This window comes from Brevundimonas sp. ALps5, assembly GCF_058681645.1.
In genome coordinates this window covers 1,886,175-1,905,849 of the sequence record NZ_CM178744.1, presented here as the reverse complement: position 1 = coordinate 1,905,849, position 19,675 = coordinate 1,886,175, and the positions used below count along the sequence as shown (strand labels likewise).

25 protein-coding genes are annotated in these 19,675 nt (G+C 64.7%); 5 read left to right on the top strand and 20 right to left on the bottom strand.

Translation table 11 applies throughout. The features are described 5' to 3' along the window. The first annotated feature begins 76 nt into the window (after nucleotides 1-76). Nucleotides 77-739, top strand: coding sequence for a hypothetical protein (locus tag ACW172_RS09250; RefSeq protein WP_221205270.1), 663 nt, complete (start codon nucleotides 77-79; stop codon nucleotides 737-739). 93 nt (nucleotides 740-832) lie between these two features. Here the strand turns inward: ACW172_RS09250 and ACW172_RS09245 are convergent, their stop codons facing one another. The 3 genes from ACW172_RS09245 to ACW172_RS09235 form a co-directional block, all read right to left on the bottom strand. Next, nucleotides 833-1,303 (bottom strand): hypothetical protein, encoded by a 471-nt coding sequence (locus ACW172_RS09245; RefSeq protein ID WP_287928168.1) that lies wholly within the window; start codon nucleotides 1,301-1,303, stop codon nucleotides 833-835. A gap of 247 nt (nucleotides 1,304-1,550) precedes the next feature. Continuing rightward, nucleotides 1,551-1,811 carry a hypothetical protein gene (locus ACW172_RS09240; protein ID WP_183197753.1) on the bottom strand — a complete coding sequence of 87 codons (261 nt, stop codon included), beginning with the start codon at nucleotides 1,809-1,811 and terminating at the stop codon, nucleotides 1,551-1,553. 57 nt (nucleotides 1,812-1,868) lie between these two features. Then, entirely contained in the window at nucleotides 1,869-2,090 is a 222-nt protein-coding gene (locus tag ACW172_RS09235; RefSeq protein ID WP_183197751.1) for a DUF2188 domain-containing protein, read from the bottom strand. A gap of 122 nt (nucleotides 2,091-2,212) precedes the next feature. On the opposite strand from ACW172_RS09235, the gene ACW172_RS09230 reads away from it, so the two are divergent. From ACW172_RS09230 to ACW172_RS09220, 3 genes are all read left to right on the top strand, one after another. Continuing rightward, a complete protein-coding gene (locus ACW172_RS09230; protein WP_314527349.1) occupies nucleotides 2,213-2,524 on the top strand; it encodes a helix-turn-helix domain-containing protein in 312 nt (103 codons plus the stop codon). Beyond that, the gene (locus tag ACW172_RS09225) at nucleotides 2,521-3,390 is read left to right on the top strand and encodes an ImmA/IrrE family metallo-endopeptidase (protein ID WP_287928169.1); all 870 of its coding nucleotides are present in this window, start codon (nucleotides 2,521-2,523) and stop codon (nucleotides 3,388-3,390) included. The genes ACW172_RS09230 and ACW172_RS09225 overlap by 4 nt, the downstream gene beginning before the upstream one ends. 294 nt (nucleotides 3,391-3,684) lie before the next feature. Next, nucleotides 3,685-4,551 (top strand): hypothetical protein, encoded by an 867-nt coding sequence (locus ACW172_RS09220; protein WP_314527351.1) that lies wholly within the window; start codon nucleotides 3,685-3,687, stop codon nucleotides 4,549-4,551. Nucleotides 4,552-4,597: 46 nt separating this feature from the next. On the opposite strand, the gene ACW172_RS09215 is transcribed toward ACW172_RS09220, so the two are convergent. The 8 genes from ACW172_RS09215 to ACW172_RS09180 form a co-directional block, all read right to left on the bottom strand. Continuing rightward, nucleotides 4,598-5,398 (bottom strand): hypothetical protein, encoded by an 801-nt coding sequence (locus ACW172_RS09215; protein ID WP_287928172.1) that lies wholly within the window; start codon nucleotides 5,396-5,398, stop codon nucleotides 4,598-4,600. Nucleotides 5,399-5,505: 107 nt separating this feature from the next. Continuing rightward, nucleotides 5,506-7,026, bottom strand: coding sequence for an argonaute/piwi family protein (locus ACW172_RS09210; protein WP_287928173.1), 1,521 nt, complete (start codon nucleotides 7,024-7,026; stop codon nucleotides 5,506-5,508). Beyond that, nucleotides 7,019-8,545 carry a TIR domain-containing protein gene (locus ACW172_RS09205; RefSeq protein ID WP_183197739.1) on the bottom strand — a complete coding sequence of 509 codons (1,527 nt, stop codon included), beginning with the start codon at nucleotides 8,543-8,545 and terminating at the stop codon, nucleotides 7,019-7,021. Before ACW172_RS09205 ends, ACW172_RS09210 begins: the two co-directional genes overlap by 8 nt. A gap of 20 nt (nucleotides 8,546-8,565) precedes the next feature. Beyond that, nucleotides 8,566-9,324 carry a hypothetical protein gene (locus ACW172_RS09200; protein WP_492034762.1) on the bottom strand — a complete coding sequence of 253 codons (759 nt, stop codon included), beginning with the start codon at nucleotides 9,322-9,324 and terminating at the stop codon, nucleotides 8,566-8,568. Next, nucleotides 9,315-10,325: a hypothetical protein gene (locus ACW172_RS09195; protein ID WP_492034761.1), complete on the bottom strand. Its 1,011-nt coding sequence runs from the start codon at nucleotides 10,323-10,325 to the stop codon at nucleotides 9,315-9,317. The genes ACW172_RS09200 and ACW172_RS09195 overlap by 10 nt, the downstream gene beginning before the upstream one ends. Nucleotides 10,326-10,440: 115 nt before the next feature. After that, entirely contained in the window at nucleotides 10,441-11,964 is a 1,524-nt protein-coding gene (locus ACW172_RS09190) for a hypothetical protein (protein ID WP_492034760.1), read from the bottom strand. Between the two features lie 111 nt (nucleotides 11,965-12,075). Further along, complete coding sequence (locus ACW172_RS09185; RefSeq protein ID WP_183197731.1) at nucleotides 12,076-12,507, bottom strand: hypothetical protein; 432 nt, start codon at nucleotides 12,505-12,507, stop codon at nucleotides 12,076-12,078. 177 nt (nucleotides 12,508-12,684) lie between these two features. Beyond that, the gene (locus ACW172_RS09180; RefSeq protein ID WP_183197729.1) at nucleotides 12,685-13,065 is read right to left on the bottom strand and encodes a hypothetical protein; all 381 of its coding nucleotides are present in this window, start codon (nucleotides 13,063-13,065) and stop codon (nucleotides 12,685-12,687) included. 48 nt (nucleotides 13,066-13,113) lie between these two features. Here ACW172_RS09180 and ACW172_RS09175 point away from each other — a divergent pair, with 48 nt between their 5' ends. After that, nucleotides 13,114-13,380, top strand: coding sequence for a DUF7662 domain-containing protein (locus ACW172_RS09175; RefSeq protein WP_183197728.1), 267 nt, complete (start codon nucleotides 13,114-13,116; stop codon nucleotides 13,378-13,380). Here the strand turns inward: ACW172_RS09175 and ACW172_RS09170 are convergent. Genes ACW172_RS09170 through trbL form a run of 9 tightly spaced genes read right to left on the bottom strand, consistent with a single transcriptional unit; the run spans nucleotide 13,377 to nucleotide 19,673 of the window. Continuing rightward, nucleotides 13,377-13,781, bottom strand: a complete 405-nt coding sequence (locus ACW172_RS09170) for a helix-turn-helix transcriptional regulator (RefSeq protein ID WP_291537356.1) — start codon at nucleotides 13,779-13,781, stop codon at nucleotides 13,377-13,379. The two genes, ACW172_RS09175 and ACW172_RS09170, sit on opposite strands and share 4 nt — an antisense overlap. Continuing rightward, on the bottom strand, nucleotides 13,769-13,975 hold the full coding sequence (locus ACW172_RS09165) for a hypothetical protein (protein ID WP_106489357.1): 207 nt from the start codon (nucleotides 13,973-13,975) through the stop codon (nucleotides 13,769-13,771). The genes ACW172_RS09170 and ACW172_RS09165 overlap by 13 nt, the downstream gene beginning before the upstream one ends. Next, nucleotides 13,968-14,249, bottom strand: a complete 282-nt coding sequence (locus ACW172_RS09160; RefSeq protein ID WP_183197724.1) for a hypothetical protein — start codon at nucleotides 14,247-14,249, stop codon at nucleotides 13,968-13,970. Before ACW172_RS09160 ends, ACW172_RS09165 begins: the two co-directional genes overlap by 8 nt. Next, nucleotides 14,246-14,836, bottom strand: a complete 591-nt coding sequence (locus ACW172_RS09155; protein ID WP_492034759.1) for a lytic transglycosylase domain-containing protein — start codon at nucleotides 14,834-14,836, stop codon at nucleotides 14,246-14,248. The genes ACW172_RS09160 and ACW172_RS09155 overlap by 4 nt, the downstream gene beginning before the upstream one ends. Before the next feature lie 8 nt (nucleotides 14,837-14,844). Then, nucleotides 14,845-15,360: a S26 family signal peptidase gene (locus ACW172_RS09150; RefSeq protein ID WP_183197720.1), complete on the bottom strand. Its 516-nt coding sequence runs from the start codon at nucleotides 15,358-15,360 to the stop codon at nucleotides 14,845-14,847. After that, a complete protein-coding gene (locus ACW172_RS09145) occupies nucleotides 15,357-16,574 on the bottom strand; it encodes a TraB/TrbI/VirB10 family type IV secretion system protein (RefSeq protein WP_183197718.1) in 1,218 nt (405 codons plus the stop codon). The genes ACW172_RS09150 and ACW172_RS09145 overlap by 4 nt, the downstream gene beginning before the upstream one ends. Continuing rightward, on the bottom strand, nucleotides 16,571-17,599 hold the full coding sequence (locus ACW172_RS09140; protein WP_246331810.1) for a TrbG/VirB9 family P-type conjugative transfer protein: 1,029 nt from the start codon (nucleotides 17,597-17,599) through the stop codon (nucleotides 16,571-16,573). The genes ACW172_RS09145 and ACW172_RS09140 overlap by 4 nt, the downstream gene beginning before the upstream one ends. Next, nucleotides 17,578-18,261 carry a conjugal transfer protein TrbF gene (gene trbF / locus ACW172_RS09135; RefSeq protein WP_183197717.1) on the bottom strand — a complete coding sequence of 228 codons (684 nt, stop codon included), beginning with the start codon at nucleotides 18,259-18,261 and terminating at the stop codon, nucleotides 17,578-17,580. Before trbF ends, ACW172_RS09140 begins: the two co-directional genes overlap by 22 nt. Before the next feature lie 2 nt (nucleotides 18,262-18,263). After that, nucleotides 18,264-19,673, bottom strand: coding sequence for a P-type conjugative transfer protein TrbL (gene trbL / locus ACW172_RS09130; protein ID WP_183197716.1), 1,410 nt, complete (start codon nucleotides 19,671-19,673; stop codon nucleotides 18,264-18,266). Nucleotides 19,674-19,675: the final 2 nt, after the last annotated feature.

The following is a 19,675-nucleotide window of genomic DNA, read 5'->3' as shown; positions in this document are numbered from 1 at the left end:
AGCGAAAGTGTCAACTCGAAAGTGAAAGTCCGTCACTCCGTCGACAACCCCGATCATTGCCGCCTACGTTAGCGTAATGCCTTTCACGCCGCAGGAAATAACTGATCTGCCGGACGTCATATCGGCACCCCGTTTTGCGACCTATCTGCAGGCCAAGCAGGGGCATGTCGACCAGGCGTTGGAACTTTACGCTTGGAATATGGAAGTCTCCGCAGCCTTTATGGTGCCGCTTCACCTGTGCGAGGTGGCCATCCGCAACGCGGCGGGGGACGCCATCGAGGCGGTACATGGCGCCAACTGGCCTTGGGTGAACGGTTTCATCAGGAGCCTCCCCGTTCCTAGGCGGCAGACAGACTACGATCCCCAGCGCAATCTTCGGACGGTCGCCGGGCGTCAGCCAACCGTGGGCAAGGTCGTCTCAGAGCTCAATTTCGCGTTCTGGGAAAAGGTGTTCACTCAGGGGCAGGACAGCCGGATCTGGGACGCGCATCTGCGCACCGTCCTTCCTGGAATCCCTGCGGGTCTGACCGTGGCGCAAGCGCGCGCGCAGATATTCCTCGACCTTGAGAGGATTCGGAAGTTCCGGAACCGGATCGCCCATCATGAGCCGATCTTCGCCCGCAACCTTCCGAACGATTATGCCTCGATCCGGGAACTGGTGGAGTACAGGCGGGCAGAGGCGGCGAACTGGCTGGGCAAGGTGGAGCGGGTCACCGGGCTTATCGCAATACGCCCCTAAACACGCGACACGACTGAAGGATTTGCCGTGCGGGACCCTCCTTGGGGTGCGCCGTTTCTTTAAGCCCGAAAGACCGGAATTACGCACAGGGAGTTATCGGACTGTACGCTTCACAACGACGGTTTGAGCGATGATGCGTCGGTTGATCTTGACCTTCCAGGCCAGTTGCTTCTCCGACAGGATACGCTTGCGTACTGTCTTTTTGAGGAAGGTGTATTCCTTCTCGCCGTAGAGATATCCCATGCGCATCGCATGTTCGATCAGATCGCTGTTCGCATTCGCCGTGGGATCTTTCGCGATCCGCTTCAACCCGTCGAACAGGTTGCCGGTGTCGATCTGGATGAAGCGGTTAATGCAGACATTGCCGACATAGGTCTCGCGGTCGGTCATCCGATTGCGGATGTAGCAATGTTCCTTGATGTCCTGGCCGCACGGACAGTGGTCCCACTCGTCGCTGATCTCCACCGCGACAAGCCCCCACTCTCGCCTCGCAACGTCGAAGTCCTGCGATAGCGACAGAGGCAGGATGTGAGCCCTGAGCCTCTCGAAGTTATGGCCGTCCATTTCGGCTTCTCCATTGGCGGGGCGGTATTCGGCTCCTGCGGCGACGCGTCGGATGCTGGGCCCGCGCCCCTACTTCGACCAATGTCCGAGCACCCACTCCCAGGCGTGACGATCGTAGTCCCAGCGCCAATGGGCGCGGACCCATTTGGTTTTCCCCAAGGGCCGGATCGTTCGCATGTTCTGCACACGATCGACGGGCTTGGGCGGCCGTGGCGGGCGGATTCTACGGAGCTTCATCATGGGGACCTCAGTTCAGAGTGTATTCGCGCCAGGGAATGGCGCTGACGGGGACGCGGGACAGGAAACGCGCGATGTCGGGCCGGCCGAAATAGGTCGCCGCGCCCCGGTGGTTCTGCGCCATCAGCACCACGGGCAGACCGGGAAAGGCGGGCTGGAAGCTGTGCGCCACCCGGGTGGCCTCCGCGTTGTTGTCGAGGATGTGCCGCTTCACCACGACGATGGCGAAGACGATGCCTTGTTCGCGAACGATGGCGCCTTCGAAGCGCATTGGGAGTACTCCTGATGAACGAAAGGCCGCGTCATGGATGACGCGGCCTTTCGAGGTTCAGCCTTTCGGCGGGTAGGGGTCGTTTCCGAAGCTGTCACGCTCGCGGATCTGACCGTTGCGACCGTGGATCAGCAGTTCGCTCTGCTGGTTTTGAGCGATTCCTCGTGCCTGAGAGATCGCTTCAGCCTGTGTCTGATGCACCGTGGTTGCGCGCGCATTGCCCGCACCACGAACGGCCCAGCCATTGGCGTGGGGGACGACATGTTGGTTCTTGCCCATTTCCTTCACCTCCTTTCTCGCTCTCGATGAACGCCTCGTATGATATAGTTTACGACGATACGCTTGTCAACACCGTCTTCCGGCGCGTATGATTTATCTGTACGGCGTTTCCGAGGGACCGAATGTCTTTGGCCACCAAGCTCAAGGACCTGCGGGTCAGACGCGGGCAATCACTCCAGCAGGTCGCTGACGGCGTCGGCGTGTCCAAGGCTCACATCTGGCAGCTTGAACGCGGCGACAGCACCAACCCGAGCCTGGACCTGCTCAGGGGGCTGGCGGACTATTACAAGGTGACTGTGGCGTTCCTGTCTGATGAGAGCGAACCTGCGGACAAGGCACCTGCCCTTCAGTTCTATCGAGAGTTTGACGGTAAGCTGGACGATAAGGCCTGGGCGGCCGTTCGCGCCATGGCTGAGGCCCTGAAGAAGCCGTGAGCGAGCTCCTCATGGATTTGGCGGACTGCGGCTCTCCCGAGCGGCTGATCCAGACCATCCTGAGGCATCACCCTGACTGGACGCCGCCCGTTCCGATCGAGGCGCTCGCGGCGGCCGTGAACATCCTCGAGATCAGGGATTTGGACACGACCTCTTTCGAAGGAGCCTTGCTGACCGACCTGGACAAGAGCCAGGGCATCATTCTGTGCAGGCCGGGCGTGCCAGGCGGCCGTCGACGGTTCACCATCGGCCATGAGCTCGGTCACTTTCTGATCCCCACCCACGTTGGGAATCAGAAGTGCACGCAGGCGCACCTCAGCGAGCGTGGATTCGCGACACCCGCGCAACGGCGCGAAGCCGAAGCCAACCGTTTCGCCGCGGGCATCCTCATGCCGAAGCCTTGGTTCGAACGCGACGCGGACCAACTTGGCCTTCCGGACGTCGGTCATGTCAGAAAGCTGGCGAGATCCTATGATGTCAGCCTGGAAGCGGCTGCGAACCGGTTCGTCGAGCTGACCTCGACACCGTGCGCCATCGTCTTTTCCTACGGTGGAGTGGTCCGTTACGCCCGTTCACACGTGAACTTCCCGCGGCTGGCCGTTGAATGGAAAAGTCGCCTGCCGTCAGATTGCGCCACCAAGGTTAAGCCGAACACTGGCGTTTCAGCGCCATCTGACTGGATCGAGATGGATGGGACGATCTGGCTTCAGCATGATTGGGGTCGTCCGGCGCCACGTGTTCTTGAACAGGTTCTGCGGCAGGCGAACGGGTACGCGGTGACCATGCTCCTGGTGGCCGACGGTCCGACAGACGACGAGGACGAAGAGGAAGACGACCTAGTCGCGCGATGGAGTCCAAGACTCTAGCTCGCGTGCTGAAGGCGTCAGAACACTCATTTTCGGTCAACCGTTGGACAAGGTGCCCATCCCATTTCTCGCATAGGCCGCCGCCAACTGAGAGGACGAGCCAAACGGCATGGTCTGGCGCAACTCCATCCTTCACCATCCCCTAGCAAACGGGGAGACGCTCGTCGTCCGTCCTCGCCATTGGGGTTGTCGGGGTCATCTGCCTGACGGCCGCCATCGGACATCGCGCTCTCTCATGCGGATCGCCTATGCCTTGGGTTAGGTTCGCGAAGCTGGAACGAACGGACCGGAACCATGGTCGAGCAGGAAGAGGCAGACCCTCGCGAGGCGCTGGCCGATGAAGGCCTGCTGTCGCCACAGGTCGAAACTTGGCGACATATCTACATCGACAACTACCGTGACTGGTTCGAGCTCGCGCGCGAGCTGAACCGGTATGCCGTGAGCCTATTCCAGGATCATCAGGACGCCGGCGACGGCGGGCCTGCAAATGCGGCGGCGCCGACCGCCGTCCGCGTCTACGGCCGTGCGCTGAACGCCTACACAGCGAGCATCATGCTTGCCGAGCGCGCCATGACGATAGAGGCCGTGGGAGCGGTGCGCCCCATTCACGAAGCCGGGTTCTGGCTCAGTCTTCTGGCGACCAATCCGGAGAAGGCGCTCGAGGAGCTGGACATCGATCACCACAAGCACGCGGTCGATCGGGAACAGCTCCGGGCGGCCTACCCAGGAAACGCCGAGCTCCATTCCGCGTCGGTGCAAAGAGAAGCGGCTCATGCCGCGCTGCTGGGCAAACGCCGGCCGATCTCCATGAAGGCGTTGGCGGCGAGCCTGCCCGGAGACCCCGGCTACCTCCAGTATCGTCTCGCGAGCGGCTTCTACGAAGCCCGTCGCGACGCGCGCGGGCTTAAGCTGACGGATTTCCGCATCCTACGGTTCGAGGACACGACCCCAAGCAGCTCGCATGCGGAAACGATGCTCACGTTCGAAACCTCAACGGGGCGAAGGGAGATGCAGCTCTCGATCGGGGTCATGCTCGACCTCGGCAAGGACGGCATTCATCTGCGCGGCCCCATGGCGCGGTGGCAAGTCATGGGCCACGCCTTGCAAGAGGCCCGCAGGCGTTTGGGTGAAGCTGGCGACCAAGAATCAGTGATGCCATGATGTGAGATGCCTGGCGCAGCGAAAGACATCTGGGCGTCGGGCGCGATCAGCCCATGGTGATGCTGGCCCGCTGATCCTGGAGGCGATCGAACGCGTTGCGGATCGCCAGGGAGAGATTGATGCGCAGGCGCGTCACCGCATTGTCGCGGCCATCGAGATAGTCTCGTTCAAGGCGGCGTAACTGGTCGGCGGCCCGCGCATCGCTGAAGACGTCGAGACTGTCGAGTTCCTCGTGAACCGCGACGATCTGCGCGGTCGAGCCCCGGCCGACGATGCGGAAGTCGGGGCTCGCGGGCAGTCCGCCGGAGACGGGCGAGAAGACCTTGATCGTTTCCCGCCCCTTGTTCTCCGTGGTGACGAAACTGTGGTCTGCGATGTCGATGATGAAATCGCCGGTCAGCGCCGTCGCAGGCTGATACAGGCCCGACCGGTTCCGGAGCCTTTCATGGAGCCAGTAGTCCTGATCCGTATCGATCGGTGCTTCGCCCGGCTCGTCGTCCCACGGCCTGTAGCCCGACTGCGGATTGAGCGGCGCGTGGATATAGGCCCCAAGGTTTGAGGGGAGCTTGCCGTAGCTCAAGTCGAACTGGTCCGCGAAGGCGGCGGCCAGCCGGCCGGCGACCAGGAGCTCGAGACCGCTGAGGTGGAGCGCTCCGATCAGCGCGGCGTGCGCCAGCCCGACGCCGTCGTAGACCCGCGCGCCCGCCTTGCCCGAAACGCTGTCCCGCGCTCTGGGCGCGAGTCCCTGATCGTGGAGCAGCGCGAAATTGCGCGGCGTAATATCCGCCGCCAACGCCACTTCGCGCGAGGTCAGTAAGTCCTGTGTCGATCTCGAAGGGCGCCCCATGTAAACTCTCACTCTCTGGAAGTTTTAACTTCCACGAAGTGGGTGTTTCCGTCAAGGGCTTGCTCCCACCCCACGTGCGAGGCCAGAGCTGCGGCTGTGCGCAGGGTTCAGATGTAGTGCTTAAAGGGCAAGGGCGGGAGGTTGGCGATTGGCGCGGCGGTCAGGATTTCGCCGACGTCGTCTGCAAACCTCAAGGTCACCGGCGTACCATCTCCGTAGATGCAGGCATTGAAGTTCAACTTGGTGAGACCGAGGACGTCTTGCATGACCTGGGTCAGATCCGCGTCGCCCTTGGTCACTTCGATGGACAGCGGGTTGGGCGCTTCGCGCCCGGGATAGGTCTGGAGATCGGGCACGAAGCCGATGGTCCACAAATAGCCCTTGCGCGGGCTGACCGTCAGAGCCGTTCCGCGCAGGACAGGGCTCCGTCCCTGACGGAAGAGTTTGATCTCGCGCGTCGTCTGAATCCGTACGCCGACGAGCCGTGTGTCAGGTCCCACGGCGCTGGAAAAGCCCCGCCATTCAGCCTCGTTGAAATGCTGCTTGGCGTGAATGAAGAGCTCCTTGGGTGGGCGGCCGTGCTTGGCGATGTAGGCCTCGACCACCAGGCCGGCGATCTCCTTCGCCTTCGCCTCATCGAGGTGAAACTCGGACGTCGTCAGGGAATACCAGGGCCCCACGGCGCCCTTGAACACGACGCCGTCTCCGGATCCGAGAAACATCTGGGCGCCGCAGCAGGCGTTCCCTGGCGATCCGGCGGTATCGGTCTTCTTGAAGACGAGACCGATGTAGCAGACGTCCTCTCTGACACCCGCTAACGCCCAGGGGCGCCCCCCGGCCTTGAAGAAGGCGGTCGTCGACAGGTTCCAGGCGATGTTGGCGGGATCCTGGAGCATCCGCGGCTTGCCGCCGAGCGCATTGACGCCCTCCGGATCGATCGTTGATTCCCGGACGATCTGAAGAACCACCTTCTGATCGAGCAGCCGCGCCTTGAGCTGGTTGTGGAAATCGACCTCGTACCGGTAGGGCTCGGCGGCGGCGTTGTCCTCTGCGAACATCGACGGCGCCTGCACAAAGTTCCTCGCCGTACGAGCAGAGAACCTCTGGCTGGTCCTGGTCCGTTCGGGCAAGGGGACGATCGACTTCGGCCGACAGAAACGGTGGACGTCGTCCGGTATCACGACAAACCAGACCGCCGGAACGCTGTCCTCCTCGCGGAGGAACTTGCGAATGGCCTGGTCGAAGAGATCGACGGTCTTGTACACGCGTTCGTGGCCGTCCGGGATCCGGACTGTGCTCGACAAGGCCGCCGCTGAAATCGAGATGGTCGCGACGGGGTTGGCGGGCCATTTGGTCTTGAAGGCTGCTTCGAAGCCCGGAAACGCCAGGTGATGCTGCTCCGCCTTTGCGGCCGGGATATATCCCGTGATCTGAGCCACCCACTTCTTGTACCGCGCGATCCCTTCGTCCGTGCCGATGACGCCGACTCTCATTTCAGCGGGTTTGGCCTCGTCGATCATGGGGCCGAAAAGGAACAGACCATCCTTAGGGTCGGGCAGCATCTGGCCGTGTCCGAACTGGAGTAGCGGCTCCGTCAGGATCTGCAGGCCCTGGATCGGATCAGTCATCTGCGGACTCCGCGAGGCCCGCGATCTCGAAGGCCTCGTCCGGTTCCACCGGCGCCTCCGGAGGCGTTTCGTCCTCATCGTCCGGGACCACGGCCCGGGATTTCACGGCGGGATCGGCGCAAGAGACCGGCGATTCAAACAGGACTGGCCGCGCATCCACGACCACCTCTGCGAAATCGCCCATCGGCAGCTTCAGATGGCCGTCCTCGTCACCGATCCAAGCCACGTAGGCCAGCATCAGGTCGCGCCATTGTCCGTTCCACCAGTTTCGGCAAAAACCGCGCCGGAGCTTGTGCATCTTCTCCACGCTGTCGAGCGGCGTCTTGCCGTCGTGCGAGAAGATGATGGCCGCCTTCATGACGAAATGGGGCGTGTCCGTCATGACGGGCTTGGCGATGAAGCCGAGGTGCCAATAAACCCCGCGTTTCTGACTACGGCCCACCATGGCCTTGCGCCTGCGTTTGCCGGTGTGATCGACAAAATAGGCGGTGTCCTTTTCGATCAGGTCCTTGGTGAAGAACCATGCGACCGAGTTGTCGGCCATCTCGAACGCGGACAATCCCTTGGCCGCCATGGCGTTGTTCCAGGATTGCCGCAGGAGATTGACGACCATGCGCCGGGCGTCCGCGCGTTTGACGCCGGGCATCGCCGCCGGCATCCCGGCCAACATGTCTTCCAGCGGCAAGGTGTAGCGACGCTCGATGACCTGTTCCGGCAGCGCGAGCTTCAGGTCCACTTCCGTGCCGAACGTCCCCACCAGCCTGAAGTATTTGAACCAGGGGAGACGGGTCTCGGACATGACGCTCGAGACCGCCGTCTCGGCGACGCCGAGCGAGAAGAGGGACACTTGGGGAGGCATCGCGGCAATTGGGAGCCAGTTCGAATAGAGCTGCTCGGGCTCGATCCGGGGCATTTGATCGGCGTCGGACCGTCGGAGGCACCAGGCTGCGACGTCAGCCGGAGCGATTGCGCCCTTCGGCACGCCGTCACGCTCAAGGACCTGAAAGACTCTCGCCAGGGCGGGAGCCCATCCGGCCTTGAAGTCGATGACGTTCTTGCGGGCGATATTGGCTTTGAAGTCGGAAAAGGGGACATCGTCGACCCTGACCGGCAGGAGGAAATTGGCGATCTTGTCGCTGCGCTCCACCGTGACGGCGAGGTGGATTTCGTCTTTCACGCCCTCCTTGTTCAAGGCGGCGGCGGAAACGACGAGGATGAATTTCGCCGTGTGATGGCGAATGGCCTCTTCGATGTCGTCCCAGAACAGCTCCCCGCCGATCAGCTTGGTGACATCCGACCAGACTTCATAGCCTGCGCTGGCGAGTTGAACGCCGAGCCATCGGACGAAATCGTTCTCCTCCGGATTGGCATGGCTGATAAAGACGAGGCGACGGCCGGGTCCGGAGTCCGTTTGAGGCGATGGCGAGGTCACGGATGATGGAATAACTCGGGAACCATAGCGTGATTTCCAATACTCTTCCTGTTTTGTTCCGCCGCGCTGTTTGTTGATCCGTCGCACGCTTCGCCGTCGCGATCTCGCTAGAGGTTGTAGACGGCCTTGAGCCGCGCGACGAGTCGCACCGCGTCAGGCGGCGTGAGTTTCAGCGCCTTCGGATCAAAGGTTTTGTCCGCCTCGACCGCTTCGACAAAGGCCCGCAGATCGGCGGCGATCCCGTCCGGGAGCGCCAGGGTCATCGTCGGCCCCAACAGCTGAAGGAGCTTGAACACATCGTTGCGATGCTTGGTGACATTTCGGCTATCGACCTGCTGGCCGTCCGCCCGGTCGCGCGCCAGGTTGTTGTAGGCGAACGCCTTGAAGGGAATGAGGGTCTGGATGTCGATGACAGGGACGCCGTCCATCTCTGTCGTTCCGTCCTTGAGCAAGGCGTAATAGGCGTCGTCGAGCAGCATGGCTGACAGGCTCTCGACCGTCCCGTCCAGCGGTATGGGCGTGAGGCGCGCGCCCTCCGGCACAGTGATGACATCGGGCAACCGCGAGAACAGCTCGATCATCGCCGGATAGATCTTGTCGGAGGGATGGGTGAACCGGAAGAAATCCCTCGCACCGTCGCTGCGTTCGCGGGTCTGGTAGCCGCCGACGTCGATGAAGGCCCAGAAGGATCGGACGAACTCCGGCTTCAGGGCCTCGAGACAGAGGACCAGGTCGAGGTCCTTGGTCGGTCGGAACGGCAGACCGGCGCCGGTCATATGGATTTCGGCCGCCGCGCCGCCGATCAATGTGTACTGATCTTCAAATCCAACGAAGGCCGCCTTGAACACATCAATGCCTACGACCATCCGAAGGGCTCCATGAGGGTGTCGACGGCCTGATCGAGGCGTTCGTCGTGACGGTCCTCCAGGCTGAGATACAGGGAGAGGCGATCCACGACCGGACCATGATGGCAAAGCAGACGGGGATCGTAGGACCAGGTTTCGATGCGGATGGCTTCCGGGTCCCGATCGTCGGCCGGCTGAAGGTCGTGCTGGTAGACCAGCCCCTTCCACTGACGTGCGGAGACCGCCCGGGTTTCATGAACGGGAGGACCGAGGAGGGTGTAATCCGACAAAGCGGATTCCCCGGCCAGCGGCAACGCACGGACCTCGGGAAACGGCCTGACCAGGCGACGGGCGCGGACGGGCGACTGAAGCAAATCACGGACTGCCCGCCAGAGGTCGTCGCCCTCCTGCTTGAAAGCGATGCGACGCTCCCGGCCGCGAACATCGATGCTGAGAATGCCGTGCCGCTGCAGTTCATCAACCACCCGCCCGGTGCTCATGGCGGAATATTGAAACCGCTCGGCCAGGGACTTGGGCGTCTGGCCATCGAGGTCCTCACGAAGCAACGAGGCCAGGACCACGACCTGGGCGGCCGGCGTCAACTGTTCCACGGCCGGCCGGACCTCGGACCGGAAATACTCGCGCAGATCGGCGCCGAGCTCGGGCAGGAACAGCTGATTGCCGGGAACGATGAAGTTGACGCCCTGCTGGATAAGACGCTGGCGGTTGGCCGAGCTCAGGGCGTCGGTCAGGAAGACAACCACGAACGCGTCCGATGTCGAGCGGGCGGTCTGGATATGTTTGGCGATCGTCGCCGGCGTTTCCGCGTCCTGGCCGGGCGTAGCGAGAATGAGCAGCTTTCGTCCGAATAGGCTCGTTTCGGCGAGACGATAGCGATCCGTCAGGAAGAACGGCAGGAGACCAACGTCGGCGTCTTCGAACGTCAATCGGATGTCGAACAGCTGCGTGACGTAGGCCGCCGCATCGTCGAAAAGACGGCCCAGGGTTCCAAAAGATGTCACGTTCGATAACATTGGACTGCACGATAACACTGGCAATGTTACCATTCAATCTAATGTTATTATTGTTGTCGTGGCGGCGTTTCAGGCACCGGTCCGCGCCTCCAATCCGCTAACGTCAGGCTCGGGGCTCCATTGGAAGAAGGTCCGCATCACGTTCGAGGTCTTCGCGCCTGAGCCGACGCCCCTCCAGGAGCAGCCAGTCGAGTCGTTCCCGGAGTTGATCGTCAGAAAAGCGGGGCGCCCAGGCGAGCGGCGTCAGTTCGATGAGCGCCTCCTCCTGGCCCATCCGGAACTCCCCCGTCAGGGTGGTCAGTTCGATGGTCAGGCTGATGCTCTGGGACCGATGCCGGTTGTAGTCGTCGATCAGCCCCAGATACTCAGAGTTCTCATCTGCGCGCGCTCGCGCAGCCGGGAGGTCGACGTCGTGTTTTCGGTTGGGCGCGATATCGGTCACGAGATCACGAAGATCGGAGACGCTCAGCGCATTCTCCGAATACGAGGCGTCGATCGATCGCAGGTCCGTCACGACCTGGCGGCAGTCCTGACAGATGTACACGACCCGATAGGATCGGAACGCCCCCATCCAGCTCTCGTCCCCGACGCGCCAGAACAAGGCCTGGGGATCGCGCTCGGCCGTGAAAACCATGTGACGATGCAGGCGTCCCGTCCATTTGCCCTTTCCCGAAAGTCGGAGCGCCTCGCTCCGATCGCGCCGGCAGACCTCGCACCGCCAGTCCGGGACGACCCGCCGCCAGGGTGTCTCGACGCCTTGGGAGGTCCTGAAGGCCGCGAGGTCTTCGAGGCTCGGTCTTCGCGAGCCGGTCCGCTTGAGACGGGGCGAAATTCCAAAGCCGTCGTGACGAACCGAGCGCTCCGAAACGATGCCGGGTATCCGATAAAGGCTTTCTGCGTCGTGGCCCTGCTGCGATGCGAGGCGGGGCACGATCGACGTCAGGACGTGTGGGCTCCAGAACTGCGGTGGATTGCCCTGGATGCGATGACCTCCCGCTTTCAGACGCCCCGCAAGGATGTCGAGAAAGGCGAGCCGGTCCGCGACGTCGCTCTCGACCTCGTTCCAGACGTCACGGACCGCCTCATCGTCGATCCCATGCATCCGGTTGGGCTTCACCTGGATGAAGCGCATGATCTCGCGGGGCGAGAAGCTGAAATAGCTGGGGATCAGGTCGCCGAGCCGGCCCTTGGCCTTCCCCTCGGCCGTATTGCAGTCGTTGCAGATCAGGGTGGTGAAGAACCGCATGGTGAGGTCCTTGCAGGCGTCGACGCCGCGCCGAAGGTCCCGGGCTTCCGGGGTCCGGTCCTCGGTGTTCACCAACGAGCCAACCATCTTTTTGGCGTGATCGCGCAGGTGGTCGTGATGCCATTCCAGCTGGCACAGAAGGACACCGTTATCGCTGACCCGCGCGATCTCGGGCTTGCGGCGCTGACAGGCCTTACAGACCCAGTCACGCCGGACCTCGGCCCAGTTGCTGTTCAGATTGAGCTTTTGCGCGCCCAGGCTGAGCATCAGGGCCTTGGTTTGCCGGCTCCAGGCGCCGTCTGCCTGGGGCAGCAGGGACTCAAGGTCCTCGTCGGAAACCGCTCTGAGGTCGGGCATGACGAGAGAGAAGGATGCGGCCATCGAGGAATCCGGATGTTCAGGACGAACTGCCTCGAGTGTGCGCCAGATTCGGACGTCCGCTCGCCTTCAACTCTGGGATTTCCAATTCCGAAGCTCGCGGGTCAGGCGTCGTCAAGCGCGTCCGGCCGGCGCGCCGCCTGACTCCGCCAAGGGCAGCTCCATCGCGTAGCACCAGTAGATCAACAGGGCCTCGGTCAGCGCCTTGTCATCCAGTCCCGAAGGAAAGGTCGTTCCTGCACGCTCGCCAGCGATTTCATTGACCTGGATCACTGAAAGCGCCTGCGTCAGGCGAGAGCCCAACACCCGGCCGGCCTCCGGCGAAACCCGTTTCCAGCGCTTGAGGCGCACGCGATCCTGGATCGCCGCGTCGGCTGCGGGCTCCGATGCCGGTGCATAGGCGACGTCGCGCCAAGGAGCGAAATACTGCGCCTCCGGCCAGAGCAACCGAGACTGGTCGCCCCAAGGGATGACGACCGGCCTGCTCGCTTCCGGCCGCGAAATCGCGTTTTCGCAGAACGTGCTCAGAAGCTCGAACTTGTCCATATCGGTCTCACCAGGCCCTGAAGGACGACGCCGTCATCGCTGTCTGAGGTTCGGCGCCGGAAGGTCGTTGAGCTCACAGATCAGGGCCCGACAGCGATCGAATATGATCGCTGCCAGGTTCGGCGGATAGACGTGCTCGCTCCCGTGGGCGATTTCGTTGCGAATATGGACGAGCAACTAGTGATCGTCGCCCCACTGACTTTTCTGCGGTGGCGACAGAATGTTCCGATCAACCGCATAGCCCAGGCGCCTTGCGAGGCCGGGCATCTTCTTGGCGTCAGCGCCCAGTCGGGTCTTCAGCGCGAACTCGAGACTGGCCAGGGCCTGGCCGGCGGCGACCACCATCAGTTCATAGTCGAGCCAGCCATAGATCAAGGCGTTCAACGCGCGCGCGTAGATCCTGACCACGACGTCCGGCGCGCCCGCAGGTAGCTCCAGATCGGCGACCATGTCGTAGTGGTCGCGGAAGCTCAACGGGCGCAGGCCGTCGACCGGGTCGTCCGTCATCACGATCCGGTATCGGGCGTCAGGCTCCAGGGCCTCCGCGTAGGTTTTCATTCGCGTCTGTCCCTTGGCAATGACGCCGCTGTCCGGTTTTGTGGGTCGATGGGCAAGTATGATCCGCTTCGGGACTATCTTCGCAAGCAGAAGACCGATGAACTCGAGCTCTCCTTCGCCGAAATGGAGCGCAAGATCGGTTATATGCTGCCCAAGAGCGCGAGCCTGCCGCAGTGGTGGGCGAACACGACCGACCCGGCAACAACCCACGTTCAACGCAAGGCCTGGGGCGACGCCGGCTTCGACGCCTTCCTGATCGCCGGCGCCGACCGCGTCCGTTTCAAGCGGGTCCAATCGACCCGGTCCGCCCGCTAGCCTCCGAAGTCGAACGCAGCCTGGTTCTCCGGAACACCAGATTTCCGTTTCCGACGGCTCCTGACGGGCTGATCCGAGCCTGTCGCAGCCTCAGGCGCCGGTGATTGACGAGGCTCTTCCAGGGTTCTCCTGACTGGCTGTTTAACCGGCTCAGGCGCTGCCACTATGGCCCGGGGCTCCGGCAGACGCCTCGGTGTCCTCGCCCGTCGCCACGCCAGAAGCTCGCTCTGCCACCATCCGACCCGGTTTTGCGAGACCTGGACGCAGGCCGGGAAATCTCCGGTCTTCTGCATGCGCCAGACCGTTGTCCGGCTCAGACCGCAGATCACCTTCACCTGCGACCAGGGGAGAATCCGGTCTTCCAAATCGTCGAACGGAGGCGGCTCGCTCACACTGTCCATGACACCGCCTCGTCCGCCCGGCGCTCCAGAACCTCGGCGAGCAAGCGAGCGTCCCGCGCCGCATCGACCGGATCTCGAACCTCCCAGGTGCGAAGAACGTCCTTCAGGGCGAAGCTGACCGCCGGGTCGATCAGCAGGTCCGCCACGCTGGGCGCCCACTCCGTTCTGAACCCTTCCAATCCCGCCTCAGCCATGACGCCGCCCCCTGGCCGCGGGCGGGGCAGACGCGCGAAGGTCGCTGACCTGGTTCAAGGCCCAGGCGCGCAGCACGCCGCGCGGATAGTAGGGCCTGTGCCGAACGTGGAGACAGGGAGGGCCGTTGCCTCCGGTGGACCACAGCCGGGCGAGGGTCTCGGGCTTCATGCGGATGCCGAACTGGACAAGGAAGGCGGACGCTTCCTTGCGGGTCAGCAGATCCTCATCGGCGGCGTCAGTCACCCCCACCACCGGTTCCGTCGCGGGGATCATCGATCAGTCTCCGGCGCCCGGCACTCCCGGGAATTGCGGGCGCCCCTCCCGGCCGAAAGAGCCAGGTAGCAGTCAACGGCCGCGGCGACATAGGCTTGCGTCTCCGCTATGTTCGGTATGCGCCCGAGCCGGGCGACACGATCCGGCCCCGAGTTATATGCCGCGAACGCCAGCCGGACGTCGCCGAAGCGGAGCAGCTGCCGGGCCAGATAGTCCGCCCCGCCGTTGAGGTTCTCGACCGGATCGAAACGGTCTCTGACCGCGAGATCCGCCGCCGTTCCCGGCATCAACTGCGTCAGGCCGCCGGCCCCGACCGGAGACACGGCATCGACCCGGTATGCGGATTCCACGATCACCAGGGCATGAAGCATCTTGGGGTCGATGCCGTGGCGCTCGGCGGCTACCGCGATCGCGTCCATGAACGGCTGGGAAAGGGGCGGAAGTCGGGGCGTGAGGTCATCGACGCCGGCCACGTCCGACACAGGCTGCGCGGCGGGACGGCCGAACAGATCGCCGCCGGCGTCGCGCCAGTCGACCGTTTGGGCGGATGCGTTGCCCGCTGCAAGCGCCAAGGCCAGAGTGGCCAAAAAGGGTCTCACCATGTCAGGGTCTCCCGAAACACCCCCTCCAGGTCTTGGGTCCGGACGGGTCCAAAATAACGACTGTCGAAACTTCCCGGCGTGTCGCCGAGCAGGAAGAGCTCGTCCGGCGCGAGCCGGCGGCACCCAGTCCAGGCGGGCAGAGCCGTGCCACGACGATCACGATCCAGAACCGGGGCCATGCGGCCAGGCATTCGAACCGCAGCTCCCTGCCGGCAGACGGGATCGCCGCCGACGGCGGCGACCCGTTTGATCAGAAGCACTTCCCCCGGCATCCCGAGCGCGCCCAGATAGCGCCGGGCCATCGGCGGCTGGGGCAGAGCGACCATCGCGCCCCTGTCCACCGCGCCGCCAGGCTGTCGCAGATAGAGGCCACGCGGGACGCTGGGGCTCTCGTTGACCAAAGCCAGGGCTGGCGTGTGGTCGGCGATCAGGGAGCCCAGGGTGAGGAAGAAGACAGTGACGCCGAGCACGGCCCAGCGGTTTCCGGTATCGAGAGGGGTCCAGGTCATGGCTGGTAAGGCTCCAGGATCAGGTCGCGGGTGATCATCACGCGGACCGGAGCGCCGGCACGCAGACGGATCGACGGCCGGACGTCCAGCTCCCGGTCCACGAGCCGCCCCCCGACCTGGGAGCCCTCGATGGCGGCAGCGTCACCGGCATCGCCGAGCAGGCCGCCTGAACCCTCGTCATCGCCGTCGCGCGCGATCTGACCGAGGGTGGTGATCGCGCCAGCGAACAGGGTTCCGATCAGGAGGGGGAATAGCCGCCGGTCGACCTGGCCCCGAACCCCGACCGCGCCTTGCGCGTCAACGCCGGGCTCGCCGGTGAGCACCAGGCTCTTGCCGTTGGGCAGGATCAGCCGGTCCCAGGTCAGGAAGGCGCGTCGGTCGCCGTAGGCGCTTTCGCCCTCATGACGGCCGATAAGCCGGGTCCCCTGGGGCAGGACGAGATGGCGGCCGCTGACGGTGTCGTAGACGTTCTGCGAGACCGTCGCGACGACCGGCCCGGCGCGCGCGGTATCCACCCCGGTCAACAGAACCGCAGGAATGATCGCGCCCGCCTTCAGCTCATAGGGCGACAGCGGCGCCGTCAGGGTGTGGCCATTATAGGTGGCGCCGACGTCCGCAGCGTCCGCACGAGCGCCGGCCGTCGCTGGACCCGCCCCGGCATGCGCGGCAGGACCAGCCCCGGTTGACGACCCCTCGAAGAACAAGCCCGATCGTGCCGCCTGTTCGCCCGGACTTGGCCCGGTCGCGCGGGTCGTCCGCGATGGCGCATAACCGGCGCTATACCGGGCCGGCACGGGCGGCGGCGGTGGGACACCAGGCTCAGCCGTCTCGGGCGCGACCGCATTGCGCGGCTCGGGCAGCCGGTCATAGGTCGCGGGCTGGTCGGTGACCGCTTCGGAGGGTCGAACGGAGCCCCGGGCCTGCTCTTCCCGGCCCTCGACGGCGCGGAGCCGGGCGCTGTCGCGCAGTTCCGGCTGGACGACGAAGGCCCAGGCCAGGGAGCCGGAGACGAGGATCACGCCGCCGATCACGATCGTCTGGACGACCGACTTGCGCAGCCGGGTGACCGGCGGACGCGGAGCCCGCATTGACAGGCCAGGCGGCGGCGCCTTGGCCGCGCTGGCCAGCTCGGGTCTGACCTCAGGGCCGACGCCGGACCCTGCCGAAGAAGCGATGTCGTCGGAATCGTGGGGGGTATCCTGGACCGAGGTCATCGGGCGGCTCCCTGGAGACGGCGGATACGAACGATCTGGGGGCGTCGATCACCGAGCCTGAGCTCGGCGCGATCGAAGACGCGATCGACGATGAACAGACCTCCGGCCTGGCGGTAGTTGACCATCTGGCTCTCGCCGTCGGCGGCGATCACGAAGAGGGCCGGCGCCTCGTCGATCTGAAGATCGGGGTCGAAGGCGATGAAGGTGCGCTGCCCGTCGTTGAAGACCGAGGCCGGTGTCCACCGTGCACGGCGCCCCTGCGGCTCTATCCGGTAACGGGCGTCGATCGGCCCCTCCGGCATCGCCACCGGGTCCGACACGCGGATCTCTGCGGCCTCGACGATCGGCGCCCTGGTCGGGGGATCCATCGCCTCGGTGTCCCACGCGATCGCGGCATTGAACCCTGAGGCGTCACCGCTCTTCAGGTCGATGAAATAGACCCGCCGGTTGGTGGTCAGGACCAGGTTGGTCTCAAGTCCTCGTTGCAGCGGCTTGAGCAGGACGTGGGTTCGCTGACCTGCGCCCTCCCCGGACGAGGTCTCCCCGATCTGCCAACGGATGGTGTCCCCCGCCGCCTTGGAGATGAGGGTCTCGCCGGCCCCCAGGGTCAGGATGGTGACCCGCAGAGGCGCCGTCCAGATTTCGAACACCCGACCCGGAGACCAGGCGAACATCTGGACTCCGCCGACAAACGCGTCAGAGCGCGAGGCGGCCCGGGCGTCCAGATTGGCGGCGACGATAGCCCGTCGGCCGGTCATCCCCATCGCTGGCGCCACGGCCGACGGCTGCGCTTCATAAGGCGTGCCGACGGGAACGGCGGGCGCCGGGGTCGCGTCGGCGACCAGCCCGTCATCGACCGGCACCGTCGATTGCGGCAAGGCCCTGGCTTCGGCGATGACGGCAGCCTCGGCCGTGACGACAGGCAGGGGCGCAACCGTCGGCGGCATGGCCGTTCGGCCGAATACGGCGCAGCCGGACAGGGTGAGGCCCAGGCCGGCCAGGATCAGGAAGCGTCGGGGGTCCATGATACGTCCTCGATTTTCAGTCCAAGGGGATTCTTCATCAGCTCGGCCTCGGTGCGGGGCGGCTGGGTCGTTGTGGTGATCAGGGCGCGCCAGCGCTCGACGCCGGCCTGCTGGCCGTTGACGAAGCGAGTCTCGCGCCATTGCAGATCGTAGGTACGCTCGGTGCGCCGCACGACGTTGAGCACCTCGACGTTGACGGCCTCGCGCCCGACCTCGGCGAAGGGGTCGTGCGTCTGGGCCCAGGCGTTGAGGAAGCTCGCCGCCTTGGGCGTCATCAGATCGTAGGCCCGGAGCCAGTTCTGCCGGATCACGATCGGGTCGATCGACTTGGAGCGGACATCGCGCACCCAGCCGGCCAGCGCGTGGCCGATCTGGGCCTCGGTCGGTTCGTAGCGGCCGCCGATCGCCGTGATCCTCTGGGTCTGTCCGAGATCGGAGACCTCGACCACGAAGGGTTTGACGATGGCCCGGTCGGCCTGCACCCACCAGCCCGCGCCGAGGAAACCGGCGAGGACGAGATTGGCCACCGCGATACGGCGCCAGTTCCGGGCATGGGCCAGGGACAGCCCCATCCGGTCGTCCCAGATCTGGCCGGCGCGCTGATAGGGGGTCGTCTCGGGCGCCGAGGCGAGGGCGCGTTTGGGACGAAAGAAGGGGTGCATGGTCAGGACTCCTCGGTTCTCAGATTGGGAGACAGGACGCCGCTGGTCTCACCGGCGGGCATGAGGCCGCGCCCGGCGTTGGCGACGAAGAAGGCTTGCAGGGCCTGGGCGCGCGCAGGCCGTCTCGATCCGCCGGACCCGGTCGATCCTGCGGCCGCCCGATGGAAATCGGACCGGGCGGCCTGGGCCTCCGCCGCGATCTTTTCCGCCGGCCGGCCCGGACGCGCCCCGCCGCCATCGTTGGCCGCGCCGCCGGATCCTGTGGCTTCGCCCGAAGCCGAACCCGATGCCTTGCGAGGCTGCCAAGCCACGGCGGGCTCAGACACGCCGCCAGGGGAAGACGAGGGCGCGGCAGACATCGCCCCGCCGGACGGTCGGCGCGGACCGGACGGCGACGGATTGTCATTGGAGGGTTTGGGAGGCGTCGATGGCGGAGGCGACATCGGCGGGGTCGGAGACCGGCCCGCCCCTGCCCCGGCCGCGGCCCGTGCCGGGCCAGACATCTTCGCCGCGCCGCCTGCGACCGCTGTGCCCGCACCCGCGATCCCGGCTCCGGCCAGGGCGGCGCTGCCGCCGACGGCGATTCCGGCCGTGATGGCGGCCCCGGCGCCGAGGGCCGGCCCGCCCGTCACCAGGGCCGAGGCCAGATTGGGGATGAACATCGCCAGCATGGCCAGAAGGATCGAGGCGACGAGGATGCTCAACGCCTCGTAGATGTCGGGATTGGCCGAGGGCTGGAGCTGGTCGAAGACGGTCCTGGCCCCGGAGATGACGATGGCCAGGGCGAGCACCTTGAGGCCCGACGACACGACGTATCCCAAGGGCCGCTCCGCCAGGAAAGCGGACTTGTTCCAGATGCCGAAGGGCAAAAGGATGAATCCGCCCAGGGTGACGATCTTGAACTCGAGCAGGGCCACGATGATCTGCAGCGCCAGCACGGCGAAGGCCAGCATGATGCCGATCATGGCCAGGCCCAGGATCAGGGCGTCTGCCATGTTGCCGACCACGTCGAGCGGATTGTTGACGGGCGCGGGGGTCTCGCCCAGCGCCTTCACGATCTCCCAGCCCTGAGCCAGGATGGCTCCGGGATTGAGGAAGTCGGCGCGGCTGAGCGATCCGCCGCCGGCCGTCAGCCCCAGTTCAATGAAGCCGGCGTAGATCGTCTCGGACAGCTGTTGCCAGTCGTTGATCAGCCAGGCGAAGGCCCCGATCAGCAGCACCTTTCCAAAGCCGGAGGCCAGGACTTCGCGATTGGACGACATCGCCCACTGGATCCCGGTCAGGGCGACAACCAGGACGATCAGGAGCCCGAAGACGCCGTTGACCGCGCCCTGCAGGGCGTCGAACCCGGCCGAGATGGTGTTGGAGAACACCACCATCAGCTCATTGGGGGTTTCCACTCCGACCGACATCG

Excerpts from the sequence above, each read along its gene's own strand:
- ACW172_RS09250 (WP_221205270.1), top strand. The coding sequence starts at position 77 with ATGCCTTTCACGCCGCAGGAAATAACTGATCTGCCGGACGTCATATCG.
- ACW172_RS09245 (WP_287928168.1), bottom strand. The coding sequence starts at position 1,303 with ATGGACGGCCATAACTTCGAGAGGCTCAGGGCTCACATCCTGCCTCTG.
- ACW172_RS09240 (WP_183197753.1), bottom strand. The coding sequence starts at position 1,811 with ATGCGCTTCGAAGGCGCCATCGTTCGCGAACAAGGCATCGTCTTCGCC.
- ACW172_RS09235 (WP_183197751.1), bottom strand. The coding sequence starts at position 2,090 with ATGGGCAAGAACCAACATGTCGTCCCCCACGCCAATGGCTGGGCCGTT.
- ACW172_RS09230 (WP_314527349.1), top strand. The coding sequence starts at position 2,213 with ATGTCTTTGGCCACCAAGCTCAAGGACCTGCGGGTCAGACGCGGGCAA.
- ACW172_RS09220 (WP_314527351.1), top strand. The coding sequence starts at position 3,685 with ATGGTCGAGCAGGAAGAGGCAGACCCTCGCGAGGCGCTGGCCGATGAA.
- ACW172_RS09215 (WP_287928172.1), bottom strand. The coding sequence starts at position 5,398 with ATGGGGCGCCCTTCGAGATCGACACAGGACTTACTGACCTCGCGCGAA.
- ACW172_RS09210 (WP_287928173.1), bottom strand. The coding sequence starts at position 7,026 with ATGACTGATCCGATCCAGGGCCTGCAGATCCTGACGGAGCCGCTACTC.
- ACW172_RS09200 (WP_492034762.1), bottom strand. The coding sequence starts at position 9,324 with ATGGTCGTAGGCATTGATGTGTTCAAGGCGGCCTTCGTTGGATTTGAA.
- ACW172_RS09190 (WP_492034760.1), bottom strand. The coding sequence starts at position 11,964 with ATGGCCGCATCCTTCTCTCTCGTCATGCCCGACCTCAGAGCGGTTTCC.
- ACW172_RS09185 (WP_183197731.1), bottom strand. The coding sequence starts at position 12,507 with ATGGACAAGTTCGAGCTTCTGAGCACGTTCTGCGAAAACGCGATTTCG.
- ACW172_RS09180 (WP_183197729.1), bottom strand. The coding sequence starts at position 13,065 with ATGAAAACCTACGCGGAGGCCCTGGAGCCTGACGCCCGATACCGGATC.
- ACW172_RS09175 (WP_183197728.1), top strand. The coding sequence starts at position 13,114 with ATGGGCAAGTATGATCCGCTTCGGGACTATCTTCGCAAGCAGAAGACC.
- ACW172_RS09170 (WP_291537356.1), bottom strand. The coding sequence starts at position 13,781 with ATGGACAGTGTGAGCGAGCCGCCTCCGTTCGACGATTTGGAAGACCGG.
- ACW172_RS09165 (WP_106489357.1), bottom strand. The coding sequence starts at position 13,975 with ATGGCTGAGGCGGGATTGGAAGGGTTCAGAACGGAGTGGGCGCCCAGC.
- ACW172_RS09160 (WP_183197724.1), bottom strand. The coding sequence starts at position 14,249 with ATGATCCCCGCGACGGAACCGGTGGTGGGGGTGACTGACGCCGCCGAT.
- ACW172_RS09150 (WP_183197720.1), bottom strand. The coding sequence starts at position 15,360 with ATGACCTGGACCCCTCTCGATACCGGAAACCGCTGGGCCGTGCTCGGC.
- ACW172_RS09145 (WP_183197718.1), bottom strand. The coding sequence starts at position 16,574 with ATGACCTCGGTCCAGGATACCCCCCACGATTCCGACGACATCGCTTCT.
- ACW172_RS09140 (WP_246331810.1), bottom strand. The coding sequence starts at position 17,599 with ATGGACCCCCGACGCTTCCTGATCCTGGCCGGCCTGGGCCTCACCCTG.
- trbF (WP_183197717.1), bottom strand. The coding sequence starts at position 18,261 with ATGCACCCCTTCTTTCGTCCCAAACGCGCCCTCGCCTCGGCGCCCGAG.
- trbL (WP_183197716.1), bottom strand. The coding sequence starts at position 19,673 with ATGTCGGTCGGAGTGGAAACCCCCAATGAGCTGATGGTGGTGTTCTCC.